At 48.4% G+C, this 14167-nt stretch carries 9 protein-coding genes; 2 read left to right on the top strand and 7 right to left on the bottom strand.

Translation table 11 applies throughout. The features are described 5' to 3' along the window. Positions 1 to 112 precede the first annotated feature (112 nt). From K1Y79_RS22555 to K1Y79_RS22540, 4 genes are all read right to left on the bottom strand, one after another. Positions 113 to 877: a hypothetical protein gene (locus K1Y79_RS22555; protein WP_220252459.1), complete on the bottom strand. Its 765-nt coding sequence runs from the start codon at positions 875 to 877 to the stop codon at positions 113 to 115. A 356-nt stretch (positions 878 to 1233) separates the two neighbouring features. Continuing rightward, entirely contained in the window at positions 1234 to 3132 is a 1899-nt protein-coding gene (locus K1Y79_RS22550; RefSeq protein ID WP_220252458.1) for a hypothetical protein, read from the bottom strand. 1 nt (position 3133) lies between these two features. Then, entirely contained in the window at positions 3134 to 3811 is a 678-nt protein-coding gene (locus K1Y79_RS22545; RefSeq protein ID WP_220252457.1) for a hypothetical protein, read from the bottom strand. Between the two features lie 164 nt (positions 3812 to 3975). After that, complete coding sequence (locus K1Y79_RS22540; protein WP_220252456.1) at positions 3976 to 4632, bottom strand: DUF1266 domain-containing protein; 657 nt, start codon at positions 4630 to 4632, stop codon at positions 3976 to 3978. A 137-nt stretch (positions 4633 to 4769) separates the two neighbouring features. On the opposite strand from K1Y79_RS22540, the gene K1Y79_RS22535 reads away from it, so the two are divergent. Both K1Y79_RS22535 and K1Y79_RS22530 read left to right on the top strand, forming a co-directional pair. Then, positions 4770 to 6986, top strand: a complete 2217-nt coding sequence (locus K1Y79_RS22535) for a sensor histidine kinase (protein WP_220252455.1) — start codon at positions 4770 to 4772, stop codon at positions 6984 to 6986. A gap of 4 nt (positions 6987 to 6990) precedes the next feature. Beyond that, positions 6991 to 7617, top strand: coding sequence for a response regulator (locus tag K1Y79_RS22530; RefSeq protein ID WP_220252454.1), 627 nt, complete (start codon positions 6991 to 6993; stop codon positions 7615 to 7617). A gap of 203 nt (positions 7618 to 7820) precedes the next feature. Here K1Y79_RS22530 and K1Y79_RS22525 read toward each other — a convergent pair whose 3' ends face one another. From K1Y79_RS22525 to K1Y79_RS22515, 3 genes are read right to left on the bottom strand one after another with little or no spacing between them, the layout of a single operon-like run. Beyond that, complete coding sequence (locus K1Y79_RS22525; protein WP_220252453.1) at positions 7821 to 9287, bottom strand: TlpA disulfide reductase family protein; 1467 nt, start codon at positions 9285 to 9287, stop codon at positions 7821 to 7823. Between the two features lie 25 nt (positions 9288 to 9312). Next, a complete protein-coding gene (locus tag K1Y79_RS22520) occupies positions 9313 to 10743 on the bottom strand; it encodes a RagB/SusD family nutrient uptake outer membrane protein (RefSeq protein WP_220252452.1) in 1431 nt (476 codons plus the stop codon). Positions 10744 to 10755: 12 nt separating this feature from the next. Further along, positions 10756 to 14121: a TonB-dependent receptor gene (locus K1Y79_RS22515; RefSeq protein ID WP_236059776.1), complete on the bottom strand. Its 3366-nt coding sequence runs from the start codon at positions 14119 to 14121 to the stop codon at positions 10756 to 10758. Positions 14122 to 14167 lie beyond the last annotated feature (46 nt).

Below are 14167 nucleotides of genomic sequence, written 5' to 3'. Positions count from 1 at the left end.
TCTTACGTTGACGGTTAACAATCCAGAAAGGGCGTTTTTCAGGGTATTTTAGCGCATTATTTTCATCAGGATAGACTCAGTGTCATCAGGCAGCTTTCAGGCAATAACAGGGCTATTCCCGTTGCTGTATGCGCGGGTGAACGGCTGTCGTAGTAGCTGTCGGTTGAATAGGGGGTAAGCGCTTATAATAGTTCGGCTGTTTATCAACAGTCGTACTTGCAACGGTGCTGATGGCAGGAGGCACCACAGCGATAATGTCTGCAGCATTGTTACTGGCTTGCATAGAGGGTATGCCGTTGTTAATGGCCCTGACCTGCAATATGACTACCAGCGTTCCGGCCCCGGGTGCTGTTGCGTTAAGCGTGGCACCGCTGAAAGGAAGACTGGTATCGATCAGGATGGCGTCTGCTGTTGTATGTATAGTACGTTGGAGGCCAAAGCTGATCCGGGTGGCAATCACCTTTACTTCTATTGCCTGTACGTGCTTCAGCCGGGGGAATAATTGTGCCGGTATCTCTACTACACCCTCCTCTGAAACTACAGGTTGCACTGTGAAAAACTGTGTGGTACTGCACTGCTGATTAAACCTGAAGCCGGTAATGGCCGCCAGGTTGTATCTGCCTGCGGCTATCAGCGCTTTGTTTAACCGGTTGATATGGGTACTGTCACTGCGCACATCCAGTTCCGGGTAGCAGCTGTAGCGGATAAGCGCCGCATTTTTACTGGCTATGCCGAAACGATAGGCAGACTGTTTAGTCGCCTGTGTCTGTCTGATACTAGCAGGCCGCGTCCGCAGACAGGCCTTTCGATTGCGGTAGTAACCGATCAGATCTCCTAACCGGCCGCTGAATGTGATAACGGATGTTTGTATTGCCATTGTATTGCTGTTGATGAATCATAAATTTAAGACAATCCTGATAGTCATCTGGCTGCCGCCATTGCTGATTATTCAACGGAATACACAGGGTAGTTAAAGGACTTCCGGCATGCATGCGTCGGCTGATGCACAGTATCTAACAGACCTTCGTTCACAGTTCGATGTACGCTAATTTATCAGCCTGTATCCCTTGCCGGGAAGGCATTCGCCTTTGGCAATGTCTCATTGTTGCCAGCTGGTGTTGCTTGGCTGACCGCCGTATAGCATCATCCACAGTGATGTTCGTTCCATAAATGAACAACCCCCGCGCCAGGACTGGCAGCGGGGGTATCGTATAAAACCATTAAAAGACACAACTAGTTTAATTGGGTCATTTCCTCTATCAGGTCAAGGAAATAGACCAGTGCATTTGGTTTGTCTTTTGGTACATCGGCTATCATATCAAAGCCCACATACCCGTTCTTGATACTGGTAGAGGTAACATACACGTTACCTGTACCATCCAGCAGTTTACGCAATTTATCGGCGGTGTCGCCTGGTTCTCCGGATGGCAGTACGCCACGCAGATTCTTTGGATTGAAGAACATAGCATAGTTGCTTTTGGTAAGCAATGCCTTCTGTTCTTTACTCAGATTACCTTTGAATGTTCCGGCCTGTATACTGCGGATTTCCTTGTAGGAAGTGCCCAGGAATACGATACCGTCTTTAAAGAGGATGTGCAGGTTAAGCGGCATTTTCCTGGTCTCCTCTACACTGTAGATACCATCCTTAAACGTCATCTTCTCCTTTTTTACACCATACTGCAACATTTTTTCGATGATACGGGGATCATCGGAAGAGAACATGCACAGGAAATCAGGCAGTGTTTCTGTTTTCGTTTTCACCGTATCCTTGTACTCAAACGTCTCGCTGTCGTAGACATATGAGCTGTAGGTCACCTGCTTCTTACTCACGCCGGATAACAGGAATAAACCATCTCCCTTTACAACCTTTGCTATCGCCTTTTCATCCAGGGCGATGGACAGCAGTTCGCCGGCAATGCTCATTTCTTCGTCATACTTGCCATACATCCCGGTAAAGAGGCCAGGAAGCTCATTCATATAAGCTTCTGTATTGAAAGCATAACTCATGAAACCTACGAGACTGTCACTGTTGATATATTTGTAGAACTTTTTGTTCAGTTTCTGATTGCTGATTCTTTTATAGATCTCTGCCTTTTTTTCGTCCAGTCCGATTTCGCTGGTCAGGCGCATTTCCTCGTTACCCAGGTACAGCCTGGAATTAAAGGAGCCATACCCGCGCATCATATAGCCGTATTTGAGCATTGAATAAGGCAGGAAAGAACTGTAGATGCTCTGCATATCCGTGAGCCAGAAGGTGGCAGCTGCTGCCGGATCGGATGCACGTACGAAGCCGGGATTGTTAAGAATAGACGGCGTGCCTTCCTGCTTTTGCAATAGCTGCTCGGCGGTATTCATGACCCACTTCATAGTAAGACTGTCCTTGATAAGGTTGTTCCTTTCATAAGATCTGTCTTTCTCCTGGTAATCGTAATAGTCATTGTCTATCTTCGGCGGCGGAGGTGCATCATCAGGTACTACTGTCGGAATAGAATCCGGGTACATGATGGCTGTTTCAGGCTCCGCAACGGTTGTATCAACAGTAGCATAAGGATCATCAGTTGCCGCTCCGTCATCGTTGTAAGGAACGTCTACCGTTACAGGATAGTCGTCTTCAGGAAGTTCTATACCATATCTTGCTGCAGTAGTAGAGTCTTTGAAGAACCTGTACTGCTGTTTACCGGAGACAATGCACAGCAGCTGATCGTTCCAGGCAAAAAGGGTTTTACCTGAAGAGCGGAAAGACATATTCATGCCATTCCTTGCCTGTACAGGATTTGAACCATTGTTCATAAAAGCGTTAAACTTGGCCGCGTCGGCTATGGGAAACAGTACACAGTTATAGTCGATGCTGTCTGTGATCTGGTTATAGTAATAAATGTTGGCGGAAAGGTTCAGGCCAAAGTCATCTATGCTTTTGATGTCCTGGTTGGAGACGCTGGATAGTTCCTTCAGCAGCTTCTTGCCAAACACGGATGCATTGACATTCTTTACTGAGGTTAGCTTAAATAATTGTTCACCGCGAACGGTGGCTACAGTAAATGCGTTCTCGGGTATTTTATAGGCATATTGCTGTGCGGAGGCTGTCAGGCCTGTACACGAGGCAAGCGCTACTAGTTGCAAAACTCGTTTCATGCTATCTTGATAATTGTATTTGATTAGAAATGTCCGCTTTACCACTTACCAGGTCGTACAGTGGAAGGCGTTGCATCACTGCCAGCTGATTCTTGGCCAGCCTGGCTGCCTGATTGCTATAACTGCTCACGGTTTGTTCAAAGCGGAAGATGCTGATGTAGGAGGCCGCCTTCAGTATCTCTTTGTCCCTGTCTTTCAGCTTGTTAAATTGTTCTTTTACTTCGCCTGAATGCTTGTAATCCCTGGTAAATGTCGCCTTTCCCTGGTCATAAGCGTAGGTAGCAGCAATATTGGTGTTAACATCATATTCAGCCAGGAGCTTTTTAGTCAGGTTGTTGATATCTGCTGTATTCCTGAAGGAGAAGCTGATAGTTGCTATATAGTTGTTAAAATCAGTCTGTTGTGTGACGTTCGAGATGCCATTCATCGTCCGGAGTTTTGCAGCTGCTTCCTGCATCTTCGCCTCTATTTCCGCCCGATCCGGCACTTTTCTGCCATGGACGCTATCCATGACCATTAGCGCAGCAATCTTGGTACGGCTCTGGCTGAAATTGACGGTAAGCTTCATAGCGCCTGAGCCGTCTTTCTTCACAGTAATATCCTCAATGACTTCAAAACATGATGTACAGAGGAGGGCAACAAGGCATAAACACCAGATAAGAGGTTTAGTTATAAACATATGGCAAAATTACGGCGCACTAAATGATTAAAAATACCGGGATACCGGTATTTTATTGCTTTTCTATCGGCATATATTCCGCTTTTCGATAGATACCCGGTATAAAGTCATGAAGACCTTATACCGGAAGTATCAGGGTAACACAAAGGATCAAACGAATATTGTTACAACGGATGAGCGACAACGAAGAACTCTTCTTTGTAGAAGGAACTCAGCGCAAATATGTAATCCAGCGCATCATCAGTAGAGTTGTCAAAGATGATGATCCTGCCTTTCAGGTATCCCAGGTAGTAATCCAGCCAGTTGGTATAGTGTTGTTTTGCCAGTTTATGGAGGCCTTGCAGGTACTGTAGTGCTTCTTCCTGCGTCAGCCAGCCGGCATTAAACGCATAACGGACCACGAGGCCTGCCCGTTCAATATCCCAGGCAGCCAGGTTTTTGACGCCATCGAAATAGGCTTTGCTGAAGTATAGGTTGTGCTGTGAAAAGTTCTTTTCACAGTTATCTTTGATACGTTGATACAGTGCATAATCCATGAGTTGTTCGGATGTAATGAAGGCCTGCTGCTGCATCACCGGCAATGTCATCAGGTCTTCTACCAGCACTTTGGTATCTGCACCATTATGAATGTTCCAGGCACGCTGCAGTAATGGTGTTATCTGTTTGGGTGTAAGCCTTGAACGCAGCGTCAGGGAGTCGCGGCGCAGGTTACCCTCTATCAGCAAAGCGCCTATATTCAGGTAGGGCTCCCACTCAGCGGGTAGTTGGTGCTGTTGATAGAAGTCATCGCGGACAGGTTTTGTTTTAAAGAATCCGAACATAAATATGGGTTTTGTTTTCGTTGATGGGTCAAAGGTAGGCGCAACAATGGGCGTCTTTTCTCCCTAAATTCCACCAATTTTCCTACAGCCGTTTTGTCCTATATTTACGCTTTCTATTGTTGAATAAAAGTCCAGTATTGCCTCGTATATATATCTTCCTGTTCCTCAGCCACCTTCTGATATCCGGCAGTTTGTTCGCACAGCGTGGCGCGGATACGCTTGAAGCTGCATTACGCCGTCCCGGTCTTGAAAAGGGAGAACGTATGATGTTATTGGGTAAATATGCTTCTGCGCTCTTCTTCCGCGGACAGGAGGAAGAGGCTTTCAGCATTTTACGGCAGCAGCTGATACAGGCGCGACGTATGCCTGACGGCAAATATGCCGCTTATCTGTATGCCATTCGTGGCATGAGCCGCCGTATTAATGATGAACAGGACGCTGCGCAGCATGACCTGGATAGCGCCGTACATTATGCCGCCCGCACCCAGGATGCCCGTATTAAAGGGTACGTTGATTACTGCCGGGGATGGCTGCAGAACAGGGATAATCAACCTGCAGACGCTGTGAACAGCTTCATCAGCGGATTAAAACACCTGGAAGCCGCCGGTACCGATGACTTTAAGGGCGCTATCTACGGAGAGCTATACAGCATCTACGCAGAGTGGAACGACTACAGCACGCAGGAGAAATATGCCCGTCTCAACCTGGCATTGGCCGCCAGAACCCGGAATCCTAATACAGTATTCAATGCCTACCGCATGATCGGCACTACCTTTGAATACCAGTACCGGCTGAATAGCGCTACCACCCGTCCACTGGATTCTGCCTACCACTACTATACACAGGCATTGCGGCTATATGAAAAGCGCCGGTCCGTCATGGAGTCGGCCTCTGACTATGCATTTGTTGCCATCAACCTCGCTAATATCTTTACGCAGTTCGAGGCATACCGTCAGCGCGATAGTGCATTAAAGTATACTAACATCGGACTGGAAGATGCGCTCAGAACAAAGCAGTATTCCTTCGTCGCCAACGCATATGGTATCCTGTCCCAGTTTTCTGAACTGGACGGCGATTATAAAACCGCTGCTGATCTCATGGTAAAAGCATTATTCTATATACAACAGGAAACCCTGTATGATAAGAACATCCTGTATAGTACTTTCCTGCGCTTGTCGCAGCTGGCAGAGCGGGACAGTAACTATATAGACGCCTTGCACTACTACCGGGAATATCAGCAGGTATACCAGGATGTATATGATGCAGAGAAGATGGCCACCGGCAAACGCCTCGAAGCGCAATATGAGGCGGAAAAGAAAGAGAAACAGCTGGCTTTCATGCAGTTGGACGCCGAGCGAAAGTCAGGCGAAATTGACCGCCTGCACTTCCGCGACCAGCAACGCGCACAGCAGCTGGCCTATATGCAGTTACAGGATGAAAAGAACCGGCAGCAGTTATCCCTTGCAGGGCTGCGCGCACAACAGAAAGAACAGGAATTGTCGCTGGCAAACCTCAGGGCCAGACAACGCGACCAGGAATTGAAGTCAATACAGCAGAAGATGGCCTACAACCGCCGTCTCAATACGGTGTATGCCCTGCTGATCGTCGCCAGTTTAGGAGCACTGGCACTGATGATATATGCTTACCGCCAGCGCTCGAAGAGTATGAAGCAGCAAAGCCGCATGCATGGACTTGAGATACAGCGTATCAATAAAGACAATGAGATCATCACCTTGTCAGCTATGCTGGACGGACAGGAGAAGGAGAGGGCCAGGCTGGCCAGAGACCTGCATGATGGCCTCGGGGGATTGTTATCCGGTACAAAGATTGAGTTGTCGGGGATGCTGCCGATGCTGGAACAGGACGGCCAGAAGCACCTGCTGCGAAAGACCCTTGGCCGCATTGATGCCGCCGTGTCAGAACTCCGGCTGGTAGCACATAACCTGACCCCGGAATTGCTGGCCCGCCAGGGACTGGCCGCAGCCCTGCGTAATTACTGCGAGAACCTTAGTAATGACCAGCTCGAGATTACTACCCAGATAGTAGGCTTAAAGGCAAAAATGGACCCTATCCGCGAGATTGTAGTATACCGTATCGTACAGGAGCTGGTGAATAATGTGATTAAACATGCGAAGGCCAGTACCTTACTGGTTCAGTTACAACAGAACGGGAAGCAGCTGTTCCTGACTGTGGAAGATGATGGTAAAGGATTTGATATGACCAGGGCGGGTAACTCACGGTCCGCCGGATTGCTCAATATACGCTCCCGGGTGGCCTACCTGAAAGGAGACATACAATTTCATGCTGCACCGGGTGAGGGGACCGCAGTAGAGATCAATTTCCCGATTAACTAAGCTTATGGTAAGAATCTTTATCACAGATGATCATCCGATAGTAGTGGAAGGCCTTAAGAATGTATTGAATGCAACAGAAGGGCTTTCCGTAACAGGTACCTGCGCCACCGGCAAAGAAACACTCGAAGCCTTCTCATCGCAGGAGCCTGACATCCTGCTGCTGGACATCAACCTGCCGGATATCAACGGCGTTGAACTCTGTGCTGACGTAAAAAAGAGACACCCCGACGTACATGTCATCGCCCTCAGCGTACACAATGAAGCGCCTATTATCAATAGCATCCTTAAGCAGGGTGCCAGCGGCTATATACAGAAGAATGCCCTCAGTGAGATGATAGTGGCCGCAATAAGGGACGTATTGAAAGGAGGAATCTATGTATGCTACCAATCCAGGGAAATATTACGCCGGCAAAGCGGTAACGGAGGATTGACACAGCTCCCTAAAATGACAAGGAGAGAGAAAGAGATACTGAAGCTAGCCGCCGAAGGACTGACGATTGCGCAGATAGCAGAGCAGCTTTTTATCAGTCCGCATACAGTGGAAAGTCACCGGAAAAACCTGATGGACAAGTTTGAGGTGAATAGTGTGGCCGCAGCAATCAAACTGGCAGGGCAGTATGGCTTTCTGTAGTACAGCGGCTTTTACACAAAAAGAGGGGTATCATGTAATATGACACCCCTTTCTCTGATAATAGCAAGTTCTTATTGTTTGTTGGCCAGTGTGATCATGGCCGCCACTTCACTCACCGCGGCGTCTTCACCAGCAGTGAAGCCGGTAAAGCGGAAAGGGGCATCATGTAATATGACACCCCTTTCACTGACAATAGCAAATTCTTACTGTTTGTTGGCCAGTGTGATCATGGCCGCCACTTCACTCACCGCGGCGTCTTCACCAGCAGTGAAGCCGGTAAAGCGGAAACGGATATTACCGTTCTTGTCAATCACGAACTTTGTAGGGATACCCTTCACTTCGTAACTGCTTACTACTTTGTTTTCGCCGGTTGCAGGGTCTTTCAGGTCCATCAGTACCTCAAAAGGCAGGTTGTTCTGCGTCACATATTTTTTAGCATTGGCAGTAGCATCTTTTTCTTTCTCCCAGGTATGGATGAAGAGGAACTTCACATTCGGATCATCCTTGTATTTATCCATCGCTTTTTTCATGGAAGGAAAGGACGCTTTACAAGGGCCGCACCAGGTAGCCCAGAAATCCAGTATCACCGTTTTACCCTTGAGGTCAGCCAGCGATACAGTGTTGCCGTCTACATCTTTCAGGGTGAAAGCCGGAGCCGGAACATTGATGATCTGTTTAGCCATTTCCGCCTCAATGTTGGTATTAAGGTGTCCTCTGAGAGAGTCAAGGTAGGTTTCAAAGCCATTGCCGCCTCTTACTTTACCATATGCTTCCTGCAGTTGCGCTTTCGTAACAGGATTCAGCATGCCACGTCCGGCAAGACCGCTAAGTTTAGCATAGGCAGTGTCATAATCCCCTTTGCTTAACAGGATCTTGGCATACATCTCAGTAACTGCTGGTCTGACAGGGTTTTCCGCCGCTTCGGCACGTTTAATATAGATCAGGGCCGAGTCATACTTCTTCTCTTCAAACAGGCAGGCTACGTAAGAACTCAGGTAGCCAGGATAGCCGATAGCGGCAAATTGAGCACCCATTTCGTCTTTACGGGTCGTTTTAAACTCCCATGCATCGTCTACGGCTTTCTTCAGCAGAGGTTTTGCTTCCGCATAGTGACCTTTTTTCATCAGTCTTTCAGCGGTCCCTCCCCATCCTTGTCCTTTCCAGAAAGGCGACTGTATGCTGTTGGCATATTCCAGCGCCTTAGGGATGTTATCTGCTTCCAGGTAAGCGGAACCTACAGCATTACGTGCATAGTCATATGCCAGCTGCTCGTTGTTGAAGTTCTTTGGCGGGAATTGCTTGATCCATGCTTTGTACATGGCCTCCTTTTTCACCGGGTCTTTTTCATCGTATATCAGCTGTACTGCCTTGTTACGCACGACAGTACCCTTTGGGAAGCGCTTCTCTGCCGCCGCCTGAATAGAGTCGCTGACATTTACTTTTTTCAGCTGGTAGAAGAAGTTGGATGCAGTCAGCCATTTGGCTTCTTCTTTTGTTTTCAGCAGGGCATAGAGTTCTGTTTCCAGTTTTGCATGGTCTGCGTCGTTGCCTTTAAGAAGTCCCTGGTAGCGTTTTATCAGGGTGTCTGCTGCGGGTGTCTTCTGCGCATGGGCTGTTTGTATACCTGCTGCGAGAACAGCACTTAAGATTATCGGAAATGTTTTCCTCATGGTGGATCTGTTTTAAGGGTCGTTATTAGTATCCAAGATTTTGTGTCAATGCCGGGTTGGCGGTACGCTGTGCATCTGGAATAGGATACAGGATGTCTGTCACGTTCCAGGTGGCAGGTCTTAAACCGCCTATTACATCGTCGGCACGGGTTTTATCTGCCGGACTAACGACGCTTGGATTGCGTTTCAGGTCGAACCATCTGTTACCCCATTCTCCGAACAACTCAGCCTTTCTTTCATTTTCTATAGCCAGCAGCACCTGTTCGTTAGTCAGGTTGACGTCCAGCATAGGCAGGTTAGCTCGCTTACGGATGCTGTCTGCATCAGCAATGGCCCCCGTTCTGTTACCTTGTCTGGCACGGGCTTCACCTCTGATCAGGTATTGCTCGGCAAGCCGTAGTGCCACGTTAAATTCGTTACCGTTGGCAGTACCGGAAGGCAGCACACGTATTTTGTACTTGTTAATCACGTTATAGTTGGTACCCCCGATGACCGTAGGAGTTACCCAATTGGCCTTACGCAGATCGCCTTCCTCCATACTATTGTAGAGAGTATCTGTCAGGGTGAAACCAGGAACTACACCTGCAGGCGCTGCATAGCTGCCACCTCTGGCATCGGTGTTGGTAGTAAAGATGGATACACCGGTTAGAGTAGCGAATTGCCAGATGATTTCATTGCTGGTATTTACAAAAGCGGTGTTCACATCAGGGCTCAGGCTGTAAATGCCCGAAGTGATGACAGTATTGGCGGTTGCTTCTGCATTCTGCCAGTCTTTGGTATAGAGGTATGCCTTGGCTAGTAATGCATTGGCTACCTGCCGGTTTACGCGGCTTCTCTGTACACTGGGATAAGTGTCAGTCAGCAGGGCCACTGCATCCTTCAGGTCAGTGATGATTCTCTGCCAGACCTGTGCGGCAGGCGTTCTTGGAAGTGTAGAATTGCCAATAGGATCGTCTGTTAACGGTAAGGGTACATCACCGAAGTAGTTGACCAGCTGGAACAAAAAGAAGGCTCTCATGGTCTTTGTTTCGCCCAGCAGCTGATTTTTAACAGCGGTAGACAAAGTAGTACTTCTCTCTATACCCGCTATCATGGCATTTGCCTGTGCAACAGAATAGTACTGATTATACCATAGTACGCCGGAGACATTGGCATTGGTAATGGTCAGCGCATTAGTTCTGAACTCGTCCCAGGTAGGAGAGGAGATGTTGTTCTGTAACTCATCGGCAGAGAGACCGGGGGCTGCCGACATAGCAAAGATTGCTTCACGGAATGAGCTGGAATTGTAAATGCCCAGAATAGCGCTGGTAGCAGTAGCATCAGAGGCGAAGCTCTGGTCAAGTCCGACCTGGTTTACTGGCGGTCCTATCTCCACCAGTTTCCTGCAGGAAGAGAATGTACATCCGGTTAGTAAGAGGCCGGCTATTAGTTTTTTATGTAAAGAAAGATTAAGCATGACTAGTTAGGTTTAGAATGAACAGTTAAGGCCCAGTACGATCGTTCTTAACGGAGGCATTGCGATAAGACCGGTACCAAGACCTGGAGGTCCGCCGGGTACGCTTGTCTCCGGATCGAAGATGTACTTGTTCTTTGTCCAGGTAAACAGGTTCTGTGCTTCAGCGTATACTTTGAAGTTGGTTGCCTTCATCTTTTTCAGCCAGGCGGCAGGTAAGGTATAGGCTATATTGGCAGAGCGGAGCTTCAGATAGCTGGCATCTCCCCATAGGGCGGTAGAGCTTCCATACTGCGTATAAGCCATATAAATAGGCGTGCCCGAAGTAGAAGTAGCTGCAGGTAATGCTGCTGCGTCGCCTGGATTTCTCCACCTGTCAAGTACTGCTGTATTCTGGTTGCTTCTGCTACTACCAATCGGGGTGCTGAAGTTGTTCAGGGGCCCGTTACGGTGATTGAACTGCAGGAAGAAGCCAAAGTCAAAGTTCCCGATAGTAAAGGTGTTATTCAGGCCACCGAAGAATGGCGTACCCGGATGGATCACTTTTCTGTCGTTGTTGAAGTCAATAGCGCCATCGTTGTTCTGGTCTTCGTATTGTGGCATACCTGTCTGCGGATCGTAGCCGGTATATACATATCTTCTCACCAGGTCAATCGGTTGGCCAACAAGATAACTGCTCGCATAGAATGACTTTTCCAGCTCAGGGAATGCAACCAGTTTATTCTTAGGCAGGGTGATATTGAAGGAGGTTCTCCAGGAGAAGCGCTTACGCTGGATATTGGTGGTGTTGATCTCAACTTCCACACCAGTATTCTGCACTACAGCAGGCAGGTTAACTGTATAGCTGTTGTATCCGGATTGTGTAGGCAGGGCCGCCGCCAGCAATTGGTCCTTGGAGCGGTTCCGGTAGTAGTCTGCCGTTACCATGATCCTGTCCTTCAGGAAGCCCAGCTCAATTGCCAGATCCAGCTTGGTGGTCGTTTCCCATTTCACTGCCGGGTTAGGCAGTGTCGCACGAAGCAGGGCAGATTGTCCCTGGTAGATACCAGCGGCAGACAGTAGTGGTAAATAGATATAGTTTACGATCTGGTCGTTACCGGTTGTACCAAAGCTACCTCTTAGTTTACCAAAGCTCAACCAATCCAGGTTGTCAGCTACGAAATCTTCCTGTGTAAATACCCAACCTGCACCTATTGCTCCGAAGTTGGCGATGGCATTATCCGGACCAAAGCGGGAAGATGCATCACGGCGGAAGGTGGCATTTAACAGGTACTTACGATTGAAGTCATAGTTCACACGACCGAACAGCGAGGCATATTTATAGTCGAAGTAATTGTTATAGTTTACTGTAACAAGACCTGCGCCTATGATAGAACCCAGTAGCGCCTCGCTGCTGTAGTTATTCCCTGTCAGATACATTCCGTTTGACAGACTTCTTTGCAGCGTACCACCTACCAGTACATTCAGCTTGCCCTCACCAATCTGACGGGTGTAGTCCAGGGTTGGTTCTACAATGTAGTTCTGTGATTTGTTGTTGGTAAAGAGAGCAAAACTGGTCGGGTTGTTAGCCGGGTTTTGGGTAGATGCAGGCGTTGGAGAGATCTGCTCCAGTTGTGTAGTGGTGTATCCCAGGTTCACTTTGAAATTCAGATCTTTTATTATTGTATAGCGCAGATTTGCATTGGTGATGAAGTTGCTGGTGTTGCCGGTGTATCTTCTGGCCAGCAGTGCCAGCGGATTGTTAAAGCCCTGCGACCAGGCCAGCTTGCCCTGATCATTGTATAGTGGCATATTAGGCGGCAGATTGTATAGCGAAGTAAGATCGCTTAACGGCAGGGCTGTTTTGTCGTAGGAATAGTTACCGGTGATAGCCGCATAGAACTTATTGTCTGCTGAAGTATGGTCGGCAGACAGTCTGCCGGTCATACGGGTGCTGTTAAAGTCTCCGTCGAATACTGTGGTTTGCCTGTTGTAGCCGCCACTGAACATAAAGTGCGTCTTAGCATCGCCACCGGATACAGATACTTCCGCATTGGTACTGCGGGCAGTACCGCCCATAAGGAACCTTTGCCAGTCTGTATAGGCATTCTGATCCCAGACGGTCAGTTCAGGAGCGTTAGCGGTGTTAGGAGTGAGGCCGTCATTTTTGAAGGCTTCCCTGCGCAGGTCAAGATACTGTTCGGTATTCATCATCGGAATGAATCGGCCAATCTTGGCTGTGCCGGTATATACATTTGCATTAAATCTGGTCTTACCTGATTTACCTTTTTTCGTGGTAATCAGGATGACGCCGTTAGCACCACGGGCACCATAGATAGCAGTCGCATCCGCATCTTTCAGGATATCCATACGCTCAATGTCGTCCGGGTTGATCATGCTGAAAGGACTGATACCACCGTTAGCAGCGCTGGTACCCCAGGAGTTCAGGTTATCTGTAACGGGCTGTCCACCGCTGAAGTTTGTGAAGGGTACCCCATCAATTACATATAGCGGCAGGTTACCATATCCCAGGGAACCTTGTCCGCGGATCTGTACAATAGCTGCGCTACCTGGCAGGCCATTCTGCTGGGTAATCTGTACGCCTGGTATACGGCCTGGTAAAGCTGCCAGGGGGTTAGCCACTGGCTGAACGCCTATCTCTTTCGCGGTAATACTGCTTACAGCGCCGGTATTAGCTCTTTTGGTAGTTGTACCATACCCGATGATCACCGCTTCGTCCAGTGCCCTTACCTGTTCCAGCAAGGTGATATTGATGCTCGTTTTGCCTTTCACAGGTACTTGCTGCGGCTGGTAGGATAGGTAGGAGAATACCAGGGTAGCCTCCGCAGGTACACGATTGATAGTATAAGCACCGTTCTCATTGGTCATTGCGCCGAAAGGTGTACCAGGCACAACGACAGATACAGAAGGTAACAGGTGACCATTTACATCTTTGACAATACCGCTTACGGTGATTTCATTTCTGGCAGGGGCATTCGCGTCCTGCTGTGCGTCTTTAGCTCTTACCGCGATGAAAGAACCGGAGCGCGAATACGTAAAGGGCTGGTTACTGAACAGCATTTTCAGCACCTGGTCAAGTTCTACTTTGCTGGCACTGATAGTAACCGGCGCAGCCTGTTTAAGCTGGCTTTTTGTGTAGATAAAGCTTTGCCCGGTCTGTTTTTCAATTTCCCGGAAGGCCTGTTCAAGCGTACCGGCCTTTAAATTCACACTGACTTTCTGTGCATAGGATTGCCCCACGAGTAACAGGCATCCCAACAGGATGCTGAGGCGTACGATTTTCTTACGAACATGCCGGGTTGACGAATGCCGGCAAAGCTGTCTCCATGACTTTTTCTCAAGCATAGACTCTGGTTGATTGATGATAAATAATGCCGCCATCGGGGCGGTTTACGGACAATTCTTTCCCTGCCTATAAAATCTCATA

The sequence above is a fragment of the Chitinophaga rhizophila genome, assembly GCF_019492185.1.
Lineage (GTDB): Bacteria > Bacteroidota > Bacteroidia > Chitinophagales > Chitinophagaceae > Chitinophaga > Chitinophaga rhizophila.
The sequence above is the reverse complement of the archived record's forward strand: the minus strand, read 5'-3'. Positions and strand labels throughout refer to the sequence as shown.